Source organism: Pseudoalteromonas sp. CNAT2-18.1, assembly GCF_022347865.1.
Lineage (GTDB): Bacteria > Pseudomonadota > Gammaproteobacteria > Enterobacterales > Alteromonadaceae > Pseudoalteromonas > Pseudoalteromonas ruthenica.
This window is the reverse complement of sequence record NZ_JAKRFR010000008.1, coordinates 94,153-118,929: the sequence shown is the minus strand read 5'-3', so window position 1 is coordinate 118,929 and position 24,777 is coordinate 94,153. Positions and strand designations below refer to the sequence as shown.

20 protein-coding genes and 1 riboswitch are annotated in these 24,777 nt (G+C 48.3%); of the genes, 11 read left to right on the top strand and 9 right to left on the bottom strand.

Translation table 11 applies throughout. The features are described 5' to 3' along the window. Positions 1-48 precede the first annotated feature (48 nt). Complete coding sequence (locus MHM94_RS17130; RefSeq protein WP_022946677.1) at positions 49-948, top strand: bifunctional GNAT family N-acetyltransferase/hotdog fold thioesterase; 900 nt, start codon at positions 49-51, stop codon at positions 946-948. 35 nt (positions 949-983) lie between these two features. On the opposite strand, the gene MHM94_RS17125 is transcribed toward MHM94_RS17130, so the two are convergent. The 5 genes from MHM94_RS17125 to dapA all read right to left on the bottom strand — a co-directional run bounded on the left by MHM94_RS17125 (position 984) and on the right by dapA (position 6,141). Continuing rightward, on the bottom strand, positions 984-2,021 hold the full coding sequence (locus tag MHM94_RS17125; protein ID WP_235419163.1) for a phospholipase A: 1,038 nt from the start codon (positions 2,019-2,021) through the stop codon (positions 984-986). 146 nt (positions 2,022-2,167) lie between these two features. Continuing rightward, complete coding sequence (locus MHM94_RS17120) at positions 2,168-3,280, bottom strand: succinylglutamate desuccinylase/aspartoacylase family protein (protein WP_235419164.1); 1,113 nt, start codon at positions 3,278-3,280, stop codon at positions 2,168-2,170. A gap of 2 nt (positions 3,281-3,282) precedes the next feature. Next, the gene (locus MHM94_RS17115; RefSeq protein WP_235419165.1) at positions 3,283-4,485 is read right to left on the bottom strand and encodes a PLP-dependent decarboxylase; all 1,203 of its coding nucleotides are present in this window, start codon (positions 4,483-4,485) and stop codon (positions 3,283-3,285) included. Continuing rightward, a complete protein-coding gene (locus tag MHM94_RS17110; protein ID WP_235419166.1) occupies positions 4,485-5,225 on the bottom strand; it encodes a 2,3,4,5-tetrahydropyridine-2,6-dicarboxylate N-succinyltransferase in 741 nt (246 codons plus the stop codon). Before MHM94_RS17110 ends, MHM94_RS17115 begins: the two co-directional genes overlap by 1 nt. 28 nt (positions 5,226-5,253) lie before the next feature. Beyond that, positions 5,254-6,141 (bottom strand): 4-hydroxy-tetrahydrodipicolinate synthase, encoded by an 888-nt coding sequence (gene dapA, locus MHM94_RS17105; RefSeq protein WP_235419167.1) that lies wholly within the window; start codon positions 6,139-6,141, stop codon positions 5,254-5,256. Positions 6,142-6,263: 122 nt separating this feature from the next. Then, a riboswitch (Lysine riboswitch) is annotated at positions 6,264-6,455 on the bottom strand. Between the two features lie 148 nt (positions 6,456-6,603). On the opposite strand from dapA, the gene MHM94_RS17100 reads away from it, so the two are divergent. Continuing rightward, complete coding sequence (locus MHM94_RS17100; protein WP_235419168.1) at positions 6,604-8,301, top strand: response regulator; 1,698 nt, start codon at positions 6,604-6,606, stop codon at positions 8,299-8,301. Here MHM94_RS17100 and MHM94_RS17095 read toward each other — a convergent pair. Next, the gene (locus MHM94_RS17095) at positions 8,276-9,163 is read right to left on the bottom strand and encodes a TraB/GumN family protein (protein ID WP_235419169.1); all 888 of its coding nucleotides are present in this window, start codon (positions 9,161-9,163) and stop codon (positions 8,276-8,278) included. The genes MHM94_RS17100 and MHM94_RS17095 overlap by 26 nt on opposite strands. Positions 9,164-9,647: 484 nt before the next feature. Here MHM94_RS17095 and ilvG point away from each other — a divergent pair, with 484 nt between their 5' ends. The 8 genes from ilvG to can all read left to right on the top strand — a co-directional run bounded on the left by ilvG (position 9,648) and on the right by can (position 19,086). Next, the gene (gene ilvG, locus MHM94_RS17090) at positions 9,648-11,309 is read left to right on the top strand and encodes an acetolactate synthase 2 catalytic subunit (protein ID WP_235419170.1); all 1,662 of its coding nucleotides are present in this window, start codon (positions 9,648-9,650) and stop codon (positions 11,307-11,309) included. Next, positions 11,306-11,548, top strand: a complete 243-nt coding sequence (gene ilvM / locus MHM94_RS17085; RefSeq protein ID WP_022943892.1) for an acetolactate synthase 2 small subunit — start codon at positions 11,306-11,308, stop codon at positions 11,546-11,548. The genes ilvG and ilvM overlap by 4 nt, the downstream gene beginning before the upstream one ends. Before the next feature lie 54 nt (positions 11,549-11,602). Further along, entirely contained in the window at positions 11,603-12,526 is a 924-nt protein-coding gene (locus MHM94_RS17080; protein ID WP_053910196.1) for a branched-chain amino acid transaminase, read from the top strand. Between the two features lie 86 nt (positions 12,527-12,612). Then, a complete protein-coding gene (gene ilvD, locus MHM94_RS17075; protein WP_045980453.1) occupies positions 12,613-14,469 on the top strand; it encodes a dihydroxy-acid dehydratase in 1,857 nt (618 codons plus the stop codon). Next, positions 14,469-16,028, top strand: coding sequence for a threonine ammonia-lyase, biosynthetic (ilvA, locus tag MHM94_RS17070; protein WP_235419171.1), 1,560 nt, complete (start codon positions 14,469-14,471; stop codon positions 16,026-16,028). The genes ilvD and ilvA overlap by 1 nt, the downstream gene beginning before the upstream one ends. Positions 16,029-16,075: 47 nt before the next feature. Further along, complete coding sequence (locus tag MHM94_RS17065; RefSeq protein ID WP_082079370.1) at positions 16,076-17,140, top strand: ABC transporter substrate-binding protein; 1,065 nt, start codon at positions 16,076-16,078, stop codon at positions 17,138-17,140. 81 nt (positions 17,141-17,221) lie between these two features. After that, positions 17,222-18,424, top strand: coding sequence for a methyltransferase (locus MHM94_RS17060; RefSeq protein WP_235419172.1), 1,203 nt, complete (start codon positions 17,222-17,224; stop codon positions 18,422-18,424). Further along, positions 18,421-19,086 (top strand): carbonate dehydratase, encoded by a 666-nt coding sequence (can, locus tag MHM94_RS17055; RefSeq protein ID WP_235419173.1) that lies wholly within the window; start codon positions 18,421-18,423, stop codon positions 19,084-19,086. The genes MHM94_RS17060 and can overlap by 4 nt, the downstream gene beginning before the upstream one ends. A 31-nt stretch (positions 19,087-19,117) precedes the next feature. Here the strand turns inward: can and MHM94_RS17050 are convergent, their stop codons facing one another. Continuing rightward, entirely contained in the window at positions 19,118-19,390 is a 273-nt protein-coding gene (locus MHM94_RS17050) for an accessory factor UbiK family protein (RefSeq protein ID WP_022946623.1), read from the bottom strand. A 223-nt stretch (positions 19,391-19,613) separates the two neighbouring features. Here MHM94_RS17050 and rep point away from each other — a divergent pair, with 223 nt between their 5' ends. Continuing rightward, positions 19,614-21,629, top strand: coding sequence for a DNA helicase Rep (gene rep, locus MHM94_RS17045; protein WP_235419174.1), 2,016 nt, complete (start codon positions 19,614-19,616; stop codon positions 21,627-21,629). Here the strand turns inward: rep and MHM94_RS17040 are convergent. Both MHM94_RS17040 and MHM94_RS17035 read right to left on the bottom strand, forming a co-directional pair. Then, positions 21,616-24,180, bottom strand: a complete 2,565-nt coding sequence (locus tag MHM94_RS17040) for a diguanylate cyclase (protein WP_235419175.1) — start codon at positions 24,178-24,180, stop codon at positions 21,616-21,618. The two genes, rep and MHM94_RS17040, sit on opposite strands and share 14 nt — an antisense overlap. Before the next feature lie 134 nt (positions 24,181-24,314). Then, positions 24,315-24,707 carry a cytochrome c5 family protein gene (locus MHM94_RS17035; protein ID WP_022946626.1) on the bottom strand — a complete coding sequence of 131 codons (393 nt, stop codon included), beginning with the start codon at positions 24,705-24,707 and terminating at the stop codon, positions 24,315-24,317. Between the last annotated feature and the right edge of the window lie 70 nt (positions 24,708-24,777).

Below are 24,777 nucleotides of genomic sequence, written 5' to 3'. Positions count from 1 at the left end.
GTTGGCAAATCTTGTAAGGTGAGGCATCACTTTTTATCTGGAGTTGGCATGTTCGAAGTAACTATTCCGCAAAGTAGCGATGATTGGCAGGCCTATTATCATTTACGTTGGCAAGTTTTGCGTGCACCTTGGGAGCAGCCTAGAGGCAGCGAGCAGGATGATTTAGAACAAGAGTCAGAGCATCGGTTTATTAAGAATAAGGACGGTGAGGTGATCGCCGTGGCACGTTTGCACTTTAATAACTCGCAACAAGCCCAAGTGCGTTATATGGCTGTGGATGACGCTCACCGAGGCCAACATCTGGGTAGCCGGCTATTACATGAGCTGGAGAAAATAGCTTGGAATCAGGATGCGAGTGAATTGGTTTTGTTTGCTCGCGAGCGAGCTTTGAAGTTTTATCAACGCCATGGCTACGAGCTTAAAGAAAAAGCGCATCTTGCCTTTGGTGATGTGCAGCATTGGAAAATGGTAAAGCAACGCCCTAGCGAGCCAGGTTGGTTTCGTCATCCAGATTGGACTCAGGTCTTGCAAGACACTTGGCGCGAATCGATTCCTATCAGCGATAAGATGGGAATCAAAGTAGAAACGTATACTGACTGGCAGTTTAGTGTCAGTGCTGATCTGGATGCTAATGTTAATGTGCACAACACCATGTTTGCTGGCTCTGTTTATTCTATGGCAACGCTAGCAGGGTGGGGAGCAACTTATTTGGCACTTCAAGAGTCCCAACTTATGGGGGACATTGTGCTTGCTGATGCGCAGATAAAGTACCTTAAACCTATCAACAAAGAGCCTAGAGCCCAGGTTGATTTAACCCAGTGTGAGGGGAATGTTGGCGATTTAACAACTCAAGGGAAAGCACGTTATCAGGTGCCAGTACACATTTATGATGGCGACATTTTGGTCGGGGAGTTTACCGGCCGCTTTGTTATCGTTAAAAGTGAGTAAGATTAAAAAAGCCCCTTAAGGGGCTTTCTTTTATACTACAGAAGGTCGGTGAGTAGAATACCGACGCCAAAGCGCTCGGTGTCTTGGTTGTAGTCAATCAAGCTCTCACCATAACCATTAAAGTACTGAGCATAGCCACGAAGACGGCCCCACACAGGGAAAGACCAATCTAGTTGAATGGCACCGCGATTATCCGAGTTTAGGTTGTTGCGCAGCATAAAGCTAAACTCATGCTCTTCGAAACGGCGCACGCCTTTAAGCTCAAAGTAACCCATGTATTTATAAATATCTGGATTGTCATCACCATCGGCAACCATAGGATCTTCTTTTTCATCCTCTGGGATGCGGTACCACGGCTTAAAGCTAAATACATAGCCGTCTTTTTCCCAGATAAAGTCGACGTATAAGCGGTTCCAGGAACGCGAGTAAGGTTGGCTACGGCCGTTGGATTGATGCACAGCACCCACAGCAATAGCCATTTCGTCGCCCCAAAGCACGTTTTCGGGGTCTAGATAATTAATCCAAAAAATTTCCGGCTCATAATTGGTTTCTCTAAATGGCGCAGAAATATCTTTGTTGTAATACTGCCAATAAGATTGCAAGGTAAAGCCGAAATAGACGGCTTGGTCCTCGTCACTGAAGTTGTCATAAAGCGGTACTTTTAGCGACAGCTGATACTTAATCTCAACATTATCTAAGTTTTCGCCGGTATCGGTGTCGCCTAAAGCACTGATATCCCCAAAGGGTTCTTCATTAGGGTGCTTCATGTAGGTCACGGGCAAAATATAGTTGCGCTTGTGCGGCGTGATCACGTTGCGGTTTTTCTCCGTCACCTCTTCACGAGCCTTGCGCTTATCAATGGCTGTAAGCTGTTTGCTTTCTTCTAAATCAGAGCACTTTTTACGAAGCTCATCCAAGGTTTGTTTACCATCACCGGCAATCGCTTCATTAAGAATGCACTGTTTGACAATACTTAGCTCATTGTCTTGTTCGTTATTTGCATTTGTTGCAGGCTCATCCGCCCACGCATGGCCGTTCAGGGTCAAAGCCAATAAAGTGTATCGCCAATTCATAAAAATCCGTGTGCTGAATAAAAGGGACAGAAGATGAAATCAATAGTACACCTTTTTAGCAACAAGCGGGTGAATTTAGGCTGAAAAAGTGGGCGACAAAGTCGCCCACTGGCAGTGAGTAAACTCACTGACTCTCACGCAATGGTTTACAACTCGAAGGTGTTGGTAAAGAATTTATAGAGTTCGGTGCCCTGATTTACACTCGCAGAGGCAAAATGAAGAATGGCAATCGCATCGCTGTCAGCACACAAAGTGTGCAGCGGCGTTTCACTTAAATATCGCTCCATTCGCAATATGTTGGCGATAGGGGTTCCCGCTGCAATCGGCTCCCCCAGTGGGGCTAAATATTCCACCATCCCCCCCATCGGGGCATAATAGGTTTTATAATCGCTGAGCATACAACCATAGCGCGTCATTTCTTTTGGGTAGAAGGGGGCGTCTTGCAACACGCCTTGGTAGTTAAGATAAGTTAAAATATTGTCGGCATCGTCTTTGGCGGCACTGAGGTCGATACGCTCTTGTGAGCCAAGCTCAACGGTAAATGCTTCCACAGGCACTTCAAAAGCACAGTCCAATGCATTGAGCTGAGCCTTAAGTTGCCACCAAGGGCAAAACGCCGCTTCATCTAGGGCACCGTCGAACTCATTGGGTATAAGTAAAACGTTAGCGATATTAAAATACTTAGCGCTAGCACGGGCATATTCAGGACAATACAAATGCTGAGTAGATATCGGTCCGGTGTGTAAATCTAAAACAATATTGGCCTGATGTGCGAGCTGCTGAAGTTGCAAAGCGATGCGCTTACCCGTTGACAGCGTGTGCGCAGGGGCCTCAAGTTGAGCGTCGATACTTGCAATTAGCGCGTGCTGAAATGTATTGCGAATTTCGCCGCTAGACAGATGCGCGCATTGCTCGGCCATGAGCTTTGGCAACTGGCTATCGTAATGATACATACGATTCCAGTTAACACCGGTAATAGGGTCAAAGCGGCCCAGTGTGAACTCGCCTGATTTTTGGTTGCAACCAATGGGGTTCGCATAGGGGACAAGGGTGATGTCGCCGTTAAGCTCCAGGGTCTGTAACTGCTCCAATAGTTGGTAAATGACAGCATTGCCTTGCACCTCTGCGCCATGCATATTGGCCTGAATATACACGCTTTTACCTGTGCCATTCCCCTTTAAACGGTAAACTGGAATGGTTAAAGGCAGGCCATTGGCTACCTCACCCACATAAATGTTTTCTTGACTGACAGGATGCATATTTACCTCAGATAAAAACTGGCCGGTTGTGGCTCGCGAACCACGCGCAAAGTGCCGTGCTCAAACACGTATTCACCAGCCAATGAGTGGCACAGAAAAAACGGCATACTCTCGGTGAAGCCATAGGCTCCGGCCTGCATAAACACGAGCCAATCATGTTCATCAATATCCTCAGGCAGCGAGTGTTGTCCTAGGCTATCCAGCGCCGTACACAAAGGTCCATGGATACGATAGTTTACCTGTTCGGCTGTACTTCGGCGTAATAACTGAGCGGGGAAGTTTTGCCCTGCCACAGCGGGGCGTAAAAGATGGTTAATACCACCTGCGACGATCAGTTGGCGCTCGCCATAATTTGTTTTTTGTTCAATGACGGGGTCTAAATAGTAACCACATTGTGCGACGGCGTAACGGCCCAACTCCATCCACAACTCTTTTACGCCGCTTTGCCGCTTAATATCGCGCAGTGCGCCGAGCACATCCTGCCACTTTAGCGGGCTGCTTTCGCTGTCATAAGGAACGCCTAAGCCGCCACCTAAATCCAGTACTTGCATGGCAAAACCAAGGCGTTCACAGAGTGCTTGTAATGGCGCTAACATGCTTTGCCATAGGTGAAGCAGCTGGGCCGCATCAAGCATGTTGCCCCACTGAAAAATATGCAGGCCAATGCAATTCAGCGCAGGGTAGTCGGCTAAGTAGAGCCCTTGCCACTGCTCTGGCGCTAAGCCAAACGGAGTCAGGGTATTGCCACCGAGCGGATTACGCTCACCTTCTGGCCAGCGCAACTGCACTCTAAGCAACACATCCACTTCAATACCTTGGTTATACGCCAGCTCATTAAGCCAGCGAACTTGATTGATACTCTCCAACACAAAGGTACGTACCCCAGCGTCTAAGAATTCGCCTAACTGCTGGCGCGATTTTGCCGGCCCGGTGTTGAGGATGCGTTGTGCACCAACATGCTGTGAAAGCACCTGATTGAGCTCACCGCTGCTGGCGACATCAAAGTCAAAGCCAGCGGCTGCCAGAGTCTCGATAACCGCAGATAAAGGATTCGCTTTTACCGCATACCATAACTTCACCACATCTTGCGCCATCAGCTCATCAAGGTGCTTACGTAGACTGTCAAGATCGTAGACAAAGCAAGGTTCTTGGCGCTCCTGAGTGAGGGTATCAAAAGCGTTTAACAATGCGCCAGAGACAGGCATTAGCGTAATACCTCTTCTAACTCCAGCGATGCATCGCTGTGCTGATCGCGATACTTTACGATAAGCGCACAGCTCATACTGAGCCCTTGTTCGCGTCCCCAAGTGCTAGAGCTTGGGCGGGAGCCAGGTATAACGATGGCGTTGGCCGGAATCGCTTCGCCCTTATCGAGTTGTCGCTCGTTAACGCAGTCATATACTGGGATAGTGGCGCTTAAACGTACACCAGGGGCGAGTACCGCACCTTGGCGAACCACCACCCCTTCGACAATGACACAGCCCGCGCCGATAAAGGCATCACCTTCAATCACCACAGGGTTAGCGCCAATTGGCTCGAGCACGCCACCTAATTGCACGGCGGCACTGAGGTGAACGTTTTTGCCCACTTGCGCACATGACCCTACCAAGGCATGACTGTCGACCATAGTTCCACTGTCGATGAAGGCACCAATATTGACATATGCAGGTGGCATGATAATGGTGCCAGGGGCAACGTAAGCACCTCGACGCACAGCACTACCGCCAGGCACCATGCGAATATTATCTTGGGCGCTAAAACCGCGAGGAGCTAGATTATGCTTATCAACAAAGCCGCCCGCAAACTCGGTGTTATTGCCACTTTTGAAGGCTTCGAGAATGCCTTTTTTTACGTCCACATTGGCGTGCCATTGGCCGTGTTCGTCTTGTGTTGCGGCGCGTACGTGGCCGCTTTCGAGGTCATTTAGTAAGTCTAACCAACTCATAACTGAGGTACCTTGTTAACTAATTTTATCAATGTGCCCACGCAACAATGCGTTCATGGGCATTAAGAAGTGGTTGTGTGTCATTAAGCTCAAGGTGGCTTAATGGTGGTCGTAACACCGGGCTGTTGAGGCGTTCAAGAGCATGCAAAAGGCACTTAACGGGCACTGGATTGGCTGCACTGAACAGCGCATCAATTGCACTGCGCCAGGTTATAAAGGCATTGACGCTTTGCCCTTGAAGGCATTGTTGTACCAGATGCTGTGTCTGCTGTGGCCAGACGTTGGCGGCCACAGATACAAGGCCCGCTGCACCGGCCTGAGCAAAATAAGGCATCAGCGCGTCGTCGCCACTGAAAATCGCTAACTCAGGCGCGGCTTCGCGGTAAGCCTCAAATTGTGCAATATCACCGCTGGCTTCTTTAAGTGCCCAGCACAGTGGGTGCTGTTGTAGCTGTGCTAAGACCGTAGGGGGAATACTAACTGCAGCGCGTCCGGGCACGTTGTACAACATGCACGGCTTTTTGCTGGCATCCAGTAGTGCCGAGTACCAATGTAGCTGCCCCTGAATACCCGGTTTAGCATATAAGGGAGCTCCCAGAAGGTAGGCGTCTATGGGGTGTTGGTTACAAAAACTAAGCCAATGTAGTTGCTGGCTAAGGTTAAAACCGCCCACGCCAACCATCAGTGGCACACGCAAGGTGAGCGCTGTAACGTGACGAACTACGGCTTGTTGCTCATCTATACTGAGAGCCAGAGCTTCACCAGTAGAGCCAAGAATAAGAATGCCGTTTCCCGCTTGCTCTTGCTCGCGCACAAGTAGGGTTAAGGTGTTAAAATCAATACTGCCGTCAGCATGCATCGGAGTGATCAATGCTGTCCAGACAATGGTATCTGCTAAAGAATGAGTTGTAGTCATCTCTCACGAACTTAGTGCGAGTTCGATTGAATTAGGAAGGGGTTGCCCGCCTCGCATCGAACTGGTTAAATTCGAAGAGCGAATGGGCTTAAAACACAGAGCCAAATGGGCCCAGCGTTACTAAGACCAGAAGCTCTCCACCAAAAACATAGCGCTAAGCGCTAATGGTGACAGTCGCTGGGATTCAACCCATGCGCCCGAGACAGTAAGTAGCAAACTTTACAGGTCTCTCGGCGTACATTCCCCTCGTTATGGTGCTTTGGAGTTTGCTCTCCTTCCCATAACTACCTGAATGACGCTCCTCTTCTAGCCCTTGCGACCGCAGCACATGCGGCCGACTCAATAAGGGTGCCTTTTTATTCAATCACTTTATGCTTAACGCTGTCAACGCTAAAGCGAGAACAAATTTTACAAAGGCTGATTTTGTGTCAGTATTAAGGGGTTATTGCAAAGGCCCCTCTTATGCAACGTCTTACCAAACACTTACAAAAACGTTATTTCTGGGCAGCCAGTGTGCTTGTTGTTGTCATACTTAGCTCTACAGTGTATGTGATGAAAAGCATCAATATGCAGCGAAATGACGCAAAAGTAATAAACATTGCGGGTATGCAGCGGATGCTTTCGCAGAAGATTGCATTGCATAAATTGGCCGTCAATGACCGTGCTGTAAGATTTGAGCAGCAGCAACTCGCTCGTGCCACTATGCGCTTTTATAATAACCATGAGTTTTTATTAGGCTCACAGTTGGTGCAGCAAAGCCCTCAGGTGCTGGCGCTTTATCACCAGCAGGGCTTGGATGGTCGGGTGCGCCAGTATGTGCAGTTAGCGAGTCGCAGCGATGCATCTTTAAGTGCTTTTCAGGGTCAAAAACTACTGTCGTTATTGCAGGACTTAGATGCTGTTGTCACCGTATTAGAGTCAAAATCTAAGCAAAAAATAGAACATTTACAGCTTGTTATTCCCCTTTTAACGCTGGCAGCCATTGCTACTATTTTATGTGAGTGGTGGCTCATCTTTAATCCTTTGACACGTCGAGTGTCAGCCATTCTTTATCGGCTTCGTTACCAACGGCGTCAAGCCGCGCATGCGCATCGGGTAAAATCTGACTTTTTAGCTAATATGAGTCATGAGCTAATGACGCCAATTACAGGGATTATTGGCCTATTGGACTCTCATACTGCGGCTGGTCGCGAAGAACAGCAAACGGCATTGGGCTGCGCCCGACATTTGCAGGCGCTAGTGCAAGAAATGTTGGAATTACAGAAGCTTAAGTCGGGAGCGTTTACTACTTTAGTGACCGAGCAGTCATTAAAGCAAACGGTGAGTGCAATATTGGCGCCTTGGCAGCTTAAGTCTGAAACCCTGCAGCGATTGAGTGTCGAGGGTGAAGATAGCCTACCTGTTCAAGCACAAACTGATCATCTGCATTTAATCCAAGCAGTTAATCAGCTATTGAGCAACGCCTTTATACATACGCGCGCTGCGGTGCATGTGCAATTTGAATACCATGAACCAGCTGGGCTGCTGAGTGTTGTCGTTAAAGATAACGGCGATGGCATTGCTACTGCTGATATTGAGGCTGCTCAGCAGCATGCTGTGTATTACAACACCGAGCAGGTACAGCACTTTCAGGGCGCGAAATTAGGTCTCAGCCTCGTGTATGCGTTGGCTCAAGAGGTGGGTGGAAGCCTTACGATTCGTAGTACCACAACAGGCACTGAGGCCAAGCTAACTTGGCCCGTACTTACTATCGACAAAGCCCGGTTAGAGCCAAGCAGCCAGCATGGCGATATTCTGATTGTTGAAGATAACCCAATAAATCAGTTAGTTCTTGCTAAACAAGCTCAGCAAATAGGCTTTAACACCACCATTGTTGATGATGGTGAGCAAGCACTCAATAAATTACTAGAACATCACTATCAATGTGTATTAATGGATTTAAATATGCCAAACAAAGACGGCATAAGTACCATTATTGAGATTCGTGAGCGCTTAGCGCTCAGCGTGCCTATTTTTTTGGTGACTGCCAGTCAAGATGAGCATCGTATCGCGCAGAGTATCACTGTCGGCGCCAATGCCGTACTTAACAAGCCGGTCAATACTCAGCAGTTGAGCGCGTTATTAAAAAAACACGTTATTGAGAGGGCTGCCTTTTCGTAACCGTGAATCCTTGTTCGCGCAGTAGGTTAACGAGCCCATTTTTTTCCGGTAAATGGAGCGCACCTACGGCGATAAACATTGACTGCTGTTGCATTGGCTGGTTAAGTTGTGCGACCCAGTTTTGATTACGCTCAATAAGTAAAATATGCTCGTTAAGTTGGCCGAATTCAGAGTCATCAAAAGCATCGTGGTAGTACTGCCTCAGTATGTCAGTATCTCCCTGCTTCCACGCGCTGATCAATCGAGCAAAATAGTGGTCGAGGTCTTTGAGTTGGCGAAAAGTATCGTTGACCATTTCATCAGCGTAATTATCTAAGGCGCTGAACATTTCTAGTTGCTGCTCTAGCGACTCGAGCTCCATTATCGGCTTACCTATTGCGTTTGCCTTAGCTAACACTTGCTTGTCGATTCCGTTTTGCTCTGAATAGCCTGCATTTTGATACTCGATTTGCACCATAGTGAGTAAAACGGCCCAAGGCTTTAAGCCCGAGAACATGGCAATATTAATACTCTTTTGTGCAAAATAGTCACTGAGGCGTTGATAATTTTTACTACTCAGTTCAGTTTCTAGCGTGCGGCCGTTACGCAGCATCATTAGCGGCATGGAGCGTTGTTGAATTTGCATAGGTGAGAGCGCGCTAATATCTACTTCAACGACCACTTTATCACTGCGGCTGATTGCTTGCTCAACATAAGAGGGGAGGCCTTTCATTGCTTCATCACCAACATGCACAGTGCCAAACAAATAGGAAGTAACGCCATTTTTCTCCACTTGCCACAGTGCCGGAGTGGTGTTTGCGAGGCAGAGCTGAGTGAAAAATGCAAAACTAATGTACAGCAGTGGCCAGAAGGTTTTTTTCATAATGGTATCCAGAGGTAGTTGTTTTTAGCCAGTGTAACTGAGTTCGGTAATTTAGCCTATTGGCTGACCATTTTTACTAAAAATATTCAGCTGTTACAGCACGCTATGTTAAATACGTTTTAATGTCGCAATGAAAAATTTGGAATTATTTTTCACTTAATTGGCTTTTAAGGTTTTTTTATGTGATTGACGTCGCAATTTTTAGTTGTTTCGCATTGTTTTTATGGTTGACTTAGAAGGGCTGCCAAGGTACTAATAGAAAAAGAGCGCAGAAATGCGGTAACAAACTTAAAAAAGCGAAGCGAAAAAGTACATGTTGAATACGCAACTTAGCCTAGTCCTAGTGATTAACGTCGTGGTGATTATTATTACCACGGGGGCTTTGTAGTGCGTTAAAAAAGTAATTTCGCAAAGAAGCCCCCCGCACTGAAAAGTTCGGGGGGCTTCTTCGTTTATGGGCCAACACATTGAGGAATGAGGAAAAATGACTGGCGCAGAATTAGTGATCGACATATTAGCCAAAGAGGGCATAAACGAGGTATTTGGTTACCCTGGTGGGGCCATCATGCCCATTTACGATGCCCTTTATGAATCTCCAGTCACTCATTACTTAACTCGCCATGAGCAAGGAGCGGGCTTCGCCGCTGTGGGTTATGCACGCAGTAGTGGCAAACTGGGTGTGTGCATGGCCACTAGTGGCCCGGGGGCCACAAACCTGATCACCGCCCTTGCCGATGCCATGATGGACTCCGTGCCGTTATTAGCCATCACTGGGCAGGTACCCACAGCGGCAATCGGCTCGGATGCATTCCAAGAAGTTGACGTCTTGGGAATGTCTCTTTCATGCACTAAACACAGCTTTATGGTTGAGCGCAGTGAAGATTTAGCGCATACCCTGCAACAAGCCATCCACTTAGCTCAAAGTGGTCGCCCAGGCCCTGTGCTTGTTGATATTCCAAAAGATATTCAAATGAATGAGGCGCATTACCAGCCTTGGCTAGCCGAATCAGAGCCGACGTCGCAACCTTGCCAGCAACAAGTTCAATTGGCTAATCAGTTGCTAAGCGAAGCTCAGCGGCCAGTGGCCTATATCGGTGGTGGGGTTCAAAGTGCTGGAGCCCAGCAACAACTCATGCAGTTTCTATACAAGACCAATATGCCAGCGGTGCAAACACTTAAGGCGTTAGGCAGCGTCACACCGGATTATCCACTTAGTTTAGGCATGTTAGGTATGCATGGCACTAAGGCCGCTAACTTGGCGGTACAAGAATGTGACCTGCTGTTGTGTATTGGTGCCCGTTTTGACGATCGCGTGACCGGCAATCTGACTAAGTTCGCGGCGAACGCGAAAGTTGTGCACCTTGATATCGATGCTGCTGAAGTAGGCAAGCGAAAGCCTACAGATGCGTCGCTGGTGGCGGATTTAAAAATATCACTGCCGCAATTGCAATGTTTTGTCAGCGAGCCGCAGTGGTGTAACTATGTTGAGGAGCTAAACCAAGAGCATGCGTGGCGCTACGACTACCCCGGTGAAACCGTGTATGCACCAGCTTTACTTAATCAACTGTCGCAGCAGCTAAGTGCCGATGCAGTGGTATGTTGTGACGTTGGTCAGCACCAAATGTGGGTCGCGCAGCACATGCAATTTAGCCACCCGAGCAACCACTTAAGTAGCGGCGGTGCCGGGACCATGGGGTTTGGTTTACCTGCTGCCATTGGCGCGAAAATCGCCCGCCCCGAAGATACCGTGGTGGTGGTCTCTGGTGATGGCTCCATCATGATGAATATTCAAGAGCTGGCCACCATCCGCCGTAATAATTTAGATATTAAAATCGTGGTTATTGATAACCAAAGGTTGGGTATGGTGCGGCAATGGCAGCAGCTATTTTTCGCTGAACGCTACAGTGAAACGACCCTTTCTGACAATCCAGATTTTGTCGCTTTAGCGCGCGTTTTTGGCATCGCAGGGCGCTGTATCACTTCCCAGGAGCAAGTACAAGCTGCGCTTAGCGAGTTGCATAGCAGTGACGGCCCGTATTTGCTGCATGTGTGTATTGATGATGCCGATAACGTCTGGCCATTGGTACCGCCAGGTGCCGCGAACGATCAAATGCTGACGCAAACAAACCAACAGGGGCAACCATGAAACATCGCTTAACCTTACATCTTGCCAATCAAACCGTCGCCGTTGAACGCTTTTTACGAGTCGCTCGCCATCGTGGTTTCAAGCTAACGGCGTTGGAATTAGCCAGCAGTGAAGAGCATTATGCTATCAATATGACTGTCGACAGCGACAAACCCATCTATCTTTTAACGCAACAACTGAATAAGCTGGTAGATGTGCAAAGCGTGACTTTGCAACAACTACAACAACAAGCGATTTAGCGCTGCGACCAGCAAGGCGCACAGCAACACGGATTTATAAGAAGGTATTAACACATGACACAAACATCCGAATTAATCTGGCACAACGGCGAGATGATCCCTTACCAGCAAGCCACCACGCACGTATTAAGCCATGCCTTACATTATGGTAGCTCGGTATTTGAGGGGATCCGTGCCTATGACACCGCTAATGGGCCGGCTATTTTTCGTTTAACTGACCATATGAAGCGGCTTTTTGATTCAGCAAAAATCTACCGCATGGAAATCCCATTTTCACTGGAAGAGTTAAATCAGGCGTGTAAAGAAGCGGTGAAACAAAATGGCTTTAGCGATGCTTATCTGCGCCCGTTTGCCTTTTTAGGTCACGTTGGCTTGGGGTTAAACCCCAAATCACACCTAGCCGATGTCACCGTAGCGGCCATGGAATGGGGCGCCTATCTCGGTGAGGATAGTCTCGCTCAAGGCGTTGATGTATGTATCTCTTCATGGAACCGCCTAGCGCCTAATACCATGCCCACGGCGGCAAAAGCGGGCGGCAACTATTTGTCTTCGCAGCTTATATCTGGTGAAGCCAAGCGTAACGGCTATGTTGAAGGCATTGCCTTAGACACCAATGGGTGTTTGAGTGAAGGAGCAGGCGAAAACCTCTTTGTGATTAAAAATGGTGTGCTATACACGCCACCGACCACCGCCTGTATTTTACCTGGCCTGACCCGCGACACCATTATGACGCTTGCCAAAGAGCGCGGCTATGAAGTGCGTGAAGAGTCAATTGCCCGTGAGGCATTGTACCTTGCCGACGAATTCTTTATGACCGGTACGGCCGCCGAGGTCGTTCCGGTGCGCAGTGTCGACCAAATTCAGGTCGGCGAAGGCCAGCGTGGCGCTATCACCGAAGAGCTGCAAACCGCCTATTTTGATTTGGTCAAAGGGCGCAGTGAAGACCCGCGCGGCTGGCTAGAGTACGTAAACGACTAACGACGAGGTGCCACTAGCACCACCATTTTGGGAATGAGGTAAGTCAAGGCAGCCACGGCTGTACTTGCAAATATATAGAGGTAAACATGGCAAAACTGCGTAGCGCAACAACCACCGAAGGACGCAAAAGAGCAGGGGCTCGGGCGCTTTGGCGAGCGACCGGCATGAACGACAGCGATTTTAAAAAACCGATTATCGCGGTGGTTAATTCATACACTCAGTTCGTGCCGGGGCACGTGCATTTGAACCAGCTCAGCGAGCTAATGGCACACACCATTCGTGATGCCGGTGGGGTGCCACGTGAATTTAATACCATCGCCATTGATGACGGTATCGCCATGGGTCACGGCGGCATGCTGTATTCTCTGCCGTCACGAGACCTCATTGCCGATTCGGTGGAGTATATGGTTAATGCTCACTGTGCCGATGCCATGGTATGTATCTCTAACTGTGACAAAATCACCCCAGGGATGATGTTAGCCGCATTGCGATTAAATATTCCGGTGATCTTCGTCTCTGGCGGGCCGATGGAAGCGGGCAAAACCCGTCTTGCGGATATCGACATTAAATTAGATTTGGTTGATGCCATGGTCAAAGGCGCCGACCCTAGTGTCAGCGATGAAGACTCAGAACAAGTAGAGCGCTCTGCGTGTCCAACCTGCGGCTCATGCTCGGGCATGTTTACCGCCAACTCGATGAATTGTTTATTGGAAGCCCTAGGCTTGGCTCTTCCAGGAAACGGCACCACGTTAGCAACGCATAAGGATCGGATGCAGCTTTATGTTGAAGCCGGTCAACGCATCGTTGATTTATGTCAGCGTTACTATGGCCAAGAAGACGATTCGGTGCTGCCGCGTAATATCGCCAATCAGGCTGCCTTTATGAACTCAATGACGTTGGATATCGCCATGGGCGGTTCATCCAATACGGTGCTGCATTTATTAGCCGCCGCCCAAGAGGCTGGGGTGGATTTTGATATGAATGACATTGATAGGCTCTCACGCAGCACCCCATTTTTATGTAAAGTCGCTCCTGCGACGCAGCAATACCATATTGAGGATGTGCATCGCGCTGGCGGGATTATGGCCATTCTCAACGAATTGGCGAAAGCGGATAAGCTGGATTTATCCGTTGGCCATGTCGGGGGGGCCAACCTTGGCGAGGTGATCGCTCGCTATGATGCCAGCAAAGAAGAGAACACGGCGGCGCGCACATTTTACCGTGCTGGTCCTGCTGGCATCCGCACCACCAAAGCCATGAGTCAGGATTACCGTTGGCAAGAGATGGACTTGGACCGCGAGCAGGGGTGTATTCGCAGTGTCGAACATGCCTTTCGCCAAGATGGTGGGCTGGCGGTGCTTTATGGCAACTTAGCTCCCAACGGCTGTATTGTGAAAAGCGCGGGGGTCAGTGATGACATGTTGGTGTTTAAAGGCACTGCCAGGGTGTTTGAATCACAAGACGATGCAGTCGAAGGCATTTTAGGCGGCCAGGTACAAAAAGGCGATGTGGTGGTGATCCGCTACGAGGGCCCCAAGGGCGGCCCGGGCATGCAGGAAATGCTGTATCCGACTAGTTATCTAAAATCGATGGCCTTAGACAAGGACTGTGCGCTTATTACCGATGGCCGCTTTTCCGGTGGTACGTCGGGCTTTTCTGTGGGCCATGTTTCTCCTGAGGCTGCCAGTGGCGGTGCGATTGCTCTAGTTGAAGATGGGGATGAAGTGATACTCGATATCCCCAACCGAGGTATCAATCTGAGTTTATCGCAGCAGCAGCTTGAGGCGCGGGCGCAAAAACAGCAGCAACGTGGCAAAGATGCATATAAGCCGCTCAACCGTAATCGTCCTGTAACAGCCGCGCTCAAGGCGTATGCGCTGCTGGCAACCAGTGCGGACAAAGGTGCTGTTCGCGACCTTGAAAAGCTTGAGGAGCTAAGCTGATGGCCGCCTCCGAGCTTGACTATTTTCGCGCTATTATCCAAGCCAATATGGAGCCTTTGGTTAAGTTCACAGAGGTCAGTGAACTGACTGCGTTAGAGCAAAAACTAGGGTGCAAGGTGTGGCTTAAGCGCGAGGACCAACAACCCGTTTACTCCTTTAAGTTGCGAGGCGCTTACAACAAGCTAAGGCAACTGGAAAAAGGCAGCAAGGTGATCACCGCCTCAGCTGGTAATCACGCACAAGGAGTGGCGTTAAGTGCCACCGAGTTAGGGCATCAAGCCATTATCGTGATGCCCCTTACCACGCCGCAGATCAAGGTCAATGCAGTGCGTGGCTTCGGTGGTGAGGTGATTTTACACGGCCATCACTTTGATGCCGCAAAATCCCATGCCTTAAAACTGGCCGAGCAACTGCAGGCGGTGTTTGTGCCGCCATTCGACGATCCCGATGTGATCATTGGCCAAGGCACGATTGCGCGCGAGCTAATGCAGCAGCTTCCGCAATTGGATGCGGTGTTTGTCCCGGTTGGCGGCGGCGGTTTGTTAGCCGGTATGGCGGTGTATATTAAATCGCTGCGCCCAGATATCCGCATCATTGCTGTGGAGGCCGAGGAAAGCGCCTGTTTGCAAGCGGCTATGGCCGCTGGAAAACCTGTAGAGCTGGAGCGGGTGGGCAGTTTTGCCGATGGCGTTGCGGTGAAGACCATCGGCAGCGAAACCTTTCGTCTAGCGCAGCAGTTTTGCGACGAAGTCGTGACTGTCAGTGGTGATGAAATTTGCGCTGCGGTACAAGATATTTTTGTCAGCACGCGGGCTGTAGCGGAGCCCTCTGGCGCGCTGTCATTGGCAGGGCTAAAAAAATGGGCGACAACACAGGCTCAGCAAGGTGCTAATTTAGCGGCGGTGCTCTCTGGGGCGAACTTAAATTTTGACCGTCTTCGTCACATCGCCGAGAGAACGGCACTCGGTGAGAAGAACGAGGCGTTATTGGCGGTGACCATTAAAGAAGAGAAGGGCAGCTTCAAGCGTTTTTGCCAATGTTTAGGCGGGCGTGCGATTACTGAGTTTAATTACCGTTATGCCGGTCCGGGTGAAGCACAAATCTTTGTCGGTATCGGGTTGCGTCAAGGTGTTAGTGAGCTTGAAGAACTACTCGGTGAACTTGAACATCAGGGCTATCACTATGTTGATATGTCCGACAACGAGCTTGCTAAATTACATGTGCGTTATATGGTTGGCGGCAAGCCGACACAGCAGCTACAAGAGCGGGTACTGCGCTTTGAATTTCCCGAATACCCTGGTGCGCTAGCGCGGTTTCTCGATACTTTGGGGAGCAAATGGAATATTAGCTTATTCCACTATCGTAATCATGGGGCTGCGCTGGGTAATGTGTTGGCGGCATTTGAAGTACCCGGACAAGATTACAATGCCTTTGATGAGCACTTGAAACGCCTTGGATATGGGTTTGTAGAAGAAACAGGTAATTCGTGTTATCAGCAGTTTCTCGCACACAACGGCTGCGAAGAGGAGGGTAAAATTGCCCAACAAGCTGGTATTTAAGCCTAAGCTTTAATATAGTATTAACAGCATTAGCACAAGGAAGTACAGTGAAGCAGCGCATGGAATGGAAAAAGGGCCTACTGAGTTTATTTTTGCTTTTTGGCCCTTTTTTTTCAGTAATGGCCAGCCCGACTAAAGTGACCTTACAGTTAAAATGGCGACATCAATTTCAATTTGCAGGTTATTATGTTGCCAAAGAGCTGGGTTATTACCGTGATCTGGGCTTAGAGGTCGACATTGTCGAGGCTGTTGGTAACGACACTGACAGCGTGGCCAAGGTGCTCGATAATCATGCTCAGTTTGGTATCAGTCACTCCGGTTTGCTTAAGCATCGTCTGCAGGGTCAGCCTGTAGTCGCAATGGCCGCACTGATGCAATCTTCCCCCTATTGCTGGCTAGTAAAGAAACACTCACCAATATTCGCTCCGCAAGATTTCGATAGTAAGAAAATCAGCTCGCTTAGCGCCAGTGAGAATGCTGAGCTTATCACTATGCTTGCCAATGAAGGCATACAGCCAGAGGTTGTTGATATTGGTGCTCAGGAGCCATTGGCTGCATGGATTGAAGGGCGCCTCGATGCCATTCAGGTGTACATTACCAACGAGCCCTATACCTTGGCGCAGCAAGGTATTGATTATCGTCTCGTATGCCCAAAGCAACATGGCTTCAATGTATATGGTGACGTGTTGTTTACATCACAGACCTTTCTTGATGCTCAGCCTGAAGTGGTAGCGCGTTTTTATCAAGCGAGCATGCGCGGTTGGCGTTACGCGTTACTCAACCTACAGCACAGTATTGCCCTCACTAAGCGTCATTATGCCGTTGATAAAAGCTTACAAGAGCTGGCTTTTGAAGCAGACCAACTCAAACCTTTGATGATGCGAACTGGCAGTACGCTAGGTGCAATGTCTGATGCGCGATGGCGACTGATTGCAGAGCTTTATGCACTGGATGATAAGCCTATGCAGGAGTACTTTCGCGGTTTTATGTACCAGCCAATACAACAAAGTGGTATGCGCTTGTCGTGGATGTTCATTCTGGCTATTGCCATCATCTTAGTTGCCGTCCCGACTTATGTTCGACTCGTGGTGCAAGCGCGAAAATCTAAATAGTATAGTGGCGAGATAAAGTTTTCTGCGCTTGAGCCAAGCGATTTGATATAATCTAACAATTGCAGTCCGTTAGTCTTTCTCATGCCATCGTTAACATCGCACTTTCAACGCCTAGATCAATTGCTTAATGACACTCGAGATTACTGGCAATGTGTGGCATTTTCATGCGAGCACTACCCTTGGCCTGAACTGACAACGGTGCTGGAGAATCTCAGCGATGAGCAAGTGGCTGAGCTTGATGCCCAGCCATCACAGTTAATAGACTACTTCAGTGCTCATATTGACCAGCTTTCGCAGTTGCCAGAACTAACCGATTTGCCTACCAGCACACAGGCACAGCCTCAAGCGCTACCATTTTGGCTAAGTAATGGTATTAAAGGCCGTAAATTGACCCAGCTACAGTGCTTTGTTGATGGACTCGCACCTGCGCAGGAAGGCAGTACCGTCTTAGAGTGGTGTGCGGGTAAAGGTCATCTCGGGCGCCTCCTCGCGCACCAACATCAGGTACCCGTGCACAGTGTGGAAATTCAGCAGCATCTATGTGAGCAAGGTGAACAGCTAGCGGATAAGCTAAACTTACCGATTCACTTTCACCAAGGCAATGTACTGACAGATGATTTTAGTGCCCTAATTGAGCAGTGTGATCACGCTGTTGCCCTGCATGCTTGCGGTGGCTTGCATCAATCCTTGTTACGTCAGACCTGTCAGCAGCAAACACCTCGTATTTCAATTTCTCCCTGTTGCTATCATTTGTTTATTGATGGCGACTATTACCAACCAATGAGCGCAGCTGCACAGGCAAGCTCATTGCGGTTGACCAGCAGTGATCTAAAACTTGCGCTGCAACAAACTGTGACAGCACCACAGCGAGTGCGGCGCGTGCGGCAAAAAGAGGTGTTATGGCGACTCGGGTTTGATCAGTTGGTGCGTGAGCAGTTTAAGCGCTCACAGTACACGCCTGTGCCTTCGGTTGGTAAGCAAATATTCAGCGGTGAATTCTCAGATTTTTGTTTGTGGGCGGCACGAGAAAAGGGCTTAACCCTGCCAGAAAAGTGCGATTTTACTCGCTATTTGAAGCTCGCAGAGCAAAGGAAGCGCATGACGGAGCGAATCGAACTGGTAAGACATCTCTTTAGAAGGGCAATAGAAGTTTGGCTGGTTTTAGATCGTGCTTTATATTTGCAGCAACACAATTATCAGGTGGACCTCAGTGAGTTTTGCGAAACTGAAATCACACCTCGTAATATCTTAATTGAAGCCAGCATAAACAGTGAGATGCAATGAAGAATCTAGGTCACCTTTTTGAAAGTAATAGGCAATGGGCTGAACGAACTACGGACCATGACCCAGAATTTTTTCAAAAGTTATCGCAGCAGCAAAGCCCTAAATATTTGTGGATTGGTTGTTCAGATTCTCGCGTCCCTGCAAACCAAATAGTAGACCTTATGCCGGGCGAGTTATTTGTTCATCGCAACGTCGCCAATGTTGTGGTGCACACTGATCATAACTGTTTGTCGGTGATGCAATATGCAGTAGAAGTTTTGAAAGTTCAGCATATTATGGTGGTGGGTCATTATGGCTGTGGCGGCGTTAAGGCAGTGCTCGATGAGGCCAAGCTGGGGTTAATTGATAATTGGTTACGCCATGTTGATGACGTTAAAGCCCAGCATTTATCACTGTTAGATAGCGCACCTGAGGCCCAGCGTCTGGCTCGCTTAATTGAGCTTAATGTGATTGAACAAGTACGTAATGTTTGCCGTACCAACATAGTACAAGATGCATGGGCTAGAGAGCAGCCGTTGACGGTGCATGGTTGGGTGTATGGGCTTGAAAACGGCCGTTTACATGACCTCGATGCCGTGGTTCGCTGTCATCAAGAGCTACACAGCAGCTACAAAGAGGCGCTGCACAACGTTGCCTTGCGCGTGAGAGCTAATGCGCAATAACGAATAGTTGGGCAGCCAATCTCGCCTCGAATTAGCCTTCGTCTTGGTTTTCTTGGTTACCCTGAATTTGCGCTTCTAAAAGCGCCACTTTTTGCTCTAGCGCCGTCAGCTTTTCACGTGTTCTTACTAGCACTTGGCTTTGAATATCGAACTCTTCGCGGCTCACGAAGTCCATCTCTGAGAGTTTATTTTGCAGTACTTGTTTAGTCTTACTTTCAAAGTTTTCGGCCATATCGCGCATGCCTTTAGGCATGTTACTGCCAATCTGGCGAGCAATTTCTTCAATTTTTGCAGGGTTTATCATTGCACAGCTCCTTTTCTCACAGACTTAAGTGTAACTAACCTCAAGCACAAATAACAACTTGTTTGCCTTAGGGCAGCGTTTATATACGCTGTATCTAACCCAAGTCACAATACAGTTTGCGTTAGTGCATACTTATTTATTTCTCACGGCCCTGATATCGCGGCTGTATCACTTGCGCTAATAAGATAAAATACGTAGCCCACGGATACTCAGATTAGGTTTTATGAAGCTCAACCCTCAACAAAACGAAGCAGTGAAATACATTAGCGGGCCTTGTCTTGTCCTCGCTGGTGCGGGCTCTGGTAAAACCCGCGTGATCACTAATAAGATAGCTTATTTGGTTCAGCAGTGTGAGTATCGGGCCCGTAACATCGCGGCGGTTACCTTCACCAACAAGGCTGCCAAGGAAATGCGTGAGCGCGTTGCGCAAACTTTAGGTAAGCAAGAGGCCAAAGGGCTGTGGGTATCCACCTTTCATACCCTCGGCTTAGAGATAATTAAAAAAGAGTTGAAAACCTTGGGCTTTAAATCAGGCTTTTCACTCTTTGACGACCAAGATACGAATCAGCTCCTCAATGAGCTGACCGCAGACGAGCTCGATGGTGACAAAGACTTACTTAAGTTGTTGAAAATGCAAATCAGCGACTGGAAAAACGAGCTGATCTTGCCACAACAGGCTATTGCGGCTGCTCGAGAGCAGCAAAAAGCCCTTTTTGCACAACTTTATGCCCGCTATCAAACCCAGTTGCGTGCTTACAATGCGCTCGACTTTGACGATCTGATTATGATCCCGACGTTATTGCTTAATAGTCATGCCGAGGTGCGTGAGCGTTGGCAAAATCGCTTTCGTTATATGCTGGTGGATGAATATCAAGATACCAATACCAGCCAATACCAATTGGTTAAGCTATTGGTCGGGCAGCGGGCGCGCTTTACTGTCGTAGGTGATGATGACCAATCTATTTATTCGTGGCGCGGGGCAAAGCCACAAAACCTCGTACAATTGAGTAAAGACTACCCGCATCTGCGTCTTATCAAGCTAGAGCAAAATTACCGTAGTGCTGGACGCATTCTTAAAGCGGCTAATATTCTCATTGCCAATAACCCGCATGTTTTTGATAAAAAACTGTTTAGTGAGCTGGGCTTTGGTGATCAGATTAAAGTTATTGGTACTCGCGATGAGGAGCACGAAGCCGAACGTGTGGTAGCAGAAATTATTTCTCATAAGTTTACCAAGCGCACAAGCTACCGCGACTACGCTATTCTATATCGCGGTAATCACCAAGCGCGGGTGTTTGAAAAGGCGCTGATGAGTAACCGTATACCCTATAAAATCAGTGGTGGAATGTCCTTTTTTGCGCGTGCTGAGATCAAAGACATGATGGCTTACCTGCGATTGCTGGTAAACCAAGATGACGATAATGCGTTTTTGCGCATCGTAAACACTCCCAAGCGTGAAATTGGTCCTATGACCTTGGAGAAGCTGGGTTCGTTGGCGAATGACAAGCACATTAGCTTATTTGCTGCATGTTTTGAGCCCGAGCTTGCACAGCGTTTACAAGGGCGAGGTTTTAACGCGTTAATGGGGTTTGCTCGGTGGGTCGTGGAGTTAGCCGATAACTGCCAACGTAGTGACACCCTTGAGGCGGTGAAAGATTTAGTGCGACAAATTAATTATGAAGCCTATTTATATGAGACTTCGACTAGCGCTAAAGCCGCTGAGATGCGCATGAAGAATGTCTCTGAGTTATATCGTTGGATCACCGACATGCTCACTGGTGATGCTGACAATCCACCCCTTACCCTACCTGAGGTGGTGATGAAGCTCACTCTGCGCGATATGATGGAGCGTAATGAAGAGGAAGATGACAGTGATGCGGTGCAACTACTGACACTGCATGCCTCTAAGGGCTTGGAGTACCCTTATGTATTTATGGTAGGTATGGAAGAGGGGCTCTTGCCACACCAGACCAGTATTGACGAGGACAATGTTGAAGAGGAGCGTCGCTTGGCCTATGTGGGGATCACCCGAGCGCAACAAGAGTTAGTGATGACGTATGCCAAAAGCCGTCGTCAATTTGGTGAAACCATGACCCCAGAAATTAGTCGTTTTGTGGAGGAACTCCCGCAGCAAGATTTGGCTTTCGAAGCACGAAAAGCACCACAAAATCAGCAACAACGCATGGAGCAAGGGCAGGCCCGAGTGGCTAATTTAAGGGCTATGCTTAAGAAGGAATAGCGTGCAGTGGTTGTTGCTCGGCAATGGCGTGTTGCTGACCAATAAAGTGATGTACACCGTGATGCTCAAGCAACGAGCGATAATTAAGAATACAGGGCCCTTTAGCGATCACCATGCAGTCATTTAGTTGTGTGACTGCCAACACGCCTTGCAGCATATGATCGTAACGTGGGTCCTGTAATACTCGACGGCTAAAGGTGGCATTGAGTAATACACAGAAGTAGGGCAGCTGGGTCAGTAAGCTTAACTCGCAGCGATCTTTACCAAACTCATTGAGCCCAATATGCAATCCCTGCTGGTAGAGCTTGTCTAAATTTTTCATTTGGTTAGCGCTACAAAAGCGCAGTTCGGCTTCACTGAACAACAGGCAGAGTTTATCTTTATTCGTCAGTTGACCCACCCAATGACTAAGCCCCTCAAAGTGTTTATCATCCAGCAACAAACTTGAGCAATTGAGTAAACTCATAATGTCGCTCTGGTGTTGATTAAAGCCATATTTGAGCAGTTTGAGCTCTACCTTAGCGAGCTCGTAATTATCACTGGCAAAACGCTTAAGTTGTTCAAAACTGGTACTCCCGAGCACTGGGTGCTCGCCATAAGCATCAAGTAATTGCGCGTGAGGTTGCTGCTGGTCGAAGTTTACGATGTCGCTAGCACGAAAATGGGTGTGCAAATCCATTAGATGATGACGTTGATGTGGCTCTTGCTGATCGTTGCCATAGCCTAGCAGCGGGTGATAAAACTCAAAGCGGCCTTTGCCAGTTTGTTTGGCATAATACATGGCGGCATCGGCATCACGAATGATTTCATCGGTATGGCTGTAGTCGCGTTTACTGTAAGTAATGCCAATACTGGCACCGCTTTGAATACAAATCCCTTGGTTGCAGAAGGGTTGCTGCATCACTGCAATAATGCGCTTGGCAACATCCTCGGCTTGTTGACGCTCGTTGAGTTGGGTGAGCAGAATAACAAATTCGTCGCCACCAAGGCGGGCGATCAAATCATGATCGCGAATACATTGCTTAAGCTTATCCGCCACTTCAATGAGGAATTGGTCGCCACACTGATGACCCAGCTTATCATTGATATCTTTAAACTTATCCAGGTCGATGAACAATACGGCAAAGTCTTTTTCAGGAAAGCGCTGATATTGCCCCAATGTGCGATCAAGCTGAGATAAGAACAAACTGCGATTGGGTAACCCTGTTAGTGAGTCATGATGGGCATCATGATAAAGCTGCTGCTCTATTTTACGGCGCTCGTCAATTTGTAGTTGTAAATGTAAGTTGGCTTGACGTAGCTCCCGCGTTTTTTCAGCCACACGTAACTCTAATTCTTGGTGACTCTGTCGCAGCGCTTGCTGCGATAAATGGTTTTGCAGCACGTTGGCAATTTGGTTGGAGACGTAAGCGATGAGCTCAACATCCTCTTGCACGAAGTCGTACTTGTTGTTGTATGCCTGACAAACAATGAGTCCAATAACCCCTTGCGCTGTTTTTAGGGGAGCTCCTAGCCAGCTAGTACAGCGACAGCTCGGGTCTAATTTACCTTGGCGCTCAATGATGCCCTCGGCAATCAACTGCTCGCTGCGAGCCCTATCTATTAATTGGCACTGCTTGGATGTTAGTACTAACTCACTAAAGCCTTTTGCAAAGGGTCGCGGACCAAAGTCTTCGCTGCACTCATCGACGGCGTAAGGGAAGGTAAGCCAATTATTGTCTTTATCATACAGCGCAATATAAAGGTTTTCCGCATAGGTGATGGACTTCATGATCTGGTGAACATGGTAGTAGACATCATCAATATTGATCGACTGGCTCGCCAGTTCCGATATTTGGAATAACGTTTGCTGTCGTTCTAAAGCTTTTTTACGTTGGCTAATTTCGTCATTAAGCGCTTGGTTGCTAAGCGTTAATGCTTGAGTGCGTTGCTTTACTTGGCTTTCAAGTAATTCGCGCTTTTTTACCCGCTCAATGGCCGTTGCTAGGTACAGCGCGATGACCTCAAATAGCTCAATTTGCTCTTGGCTATAGCCTTGTTTGGCATCATAGCTTTGCGACACCATGACACCAATCACATCGGTATCTTGATAAATAGGCACACCAAGCCAATGTTCGGCTTGCGCTCCTAAAATTTTGAACTTGCCTTGTTGCTGCGCTGCCGTCATGGTTTCACGAGTGAAATAGGCGGTTGCCCGTGAACGAAATACGTAGCCAGTCACACCTTGCTCAAAATGCTGATCGGTGACTAAGGGAGTTTGTATTCCGTCTTTCTGATCAACGAAGTAGGAGAGCTCCAGTAGTCCTGTATCTGGGTTACGCAGGACCACATAAAAATTTTTACTCGGTACGTAATCGGCTAGCAGACGTTGAATTGCAGGGTAGAAAGAGCACAGCTCAGGAATGGTACTGGCTTGTTCTGACAGTAAAATAAGGGCATGTTGGAGGTGGTGTTGCTGCTTGTATTTTTGCAGCAACGCCTTCAGGCGTTTATTCTTTTTCTGGAGCTTATTGAGCTCCTGCGGGGACCACTCATCCACTGAACGTGCCATTTGTTATTTTTGTTTATTTATTAACCGCCAAATATTCCATCTTTTTTGGTTCAGGTCAAGGAGTATCGACCTCTATACTAGGAACGAAAAAGGGAGGCCATTGCCTCCCTTTTTAACTCTTTAACAAGTCGTTGTTACTGCTTAACCATAAAGTCGATAGCAGCTTGGATTTCCTCATCCGAACAATCCATACAAGTACCGCGCGGAGGCATTGCATTGAAACCATTGATCGCGTGATCAAGCAATGTATCCATGCCTTTTGCTAGGCGAGGTTCCCAGTCAGCTGCTGTTTTTGGAGCGCCGAGTGCACCTGAACCATGACATGCGAAACAGGCCGCTTGATATACTTGTTCACCACTGCGAGGGCCGCTTGGCGCCGCATCGGCAGCAGCAGTTTCACCGGCAAGGTAAACATCACCAACAGGTTGCAGGCGCTTTTTGATAGCTTCCTCGGTGAGTGAGTTGTCGTAAGGTTGCGCGTAAACAGCAGTGGATAACAGTAACAGTGCAGCTGATAGTTTCTTCATGTTTCTTTGCTCATTCGGGTGCTAACGGTCTATACGACCTGGTGACGAAATATCGGCAAATTATAACCGC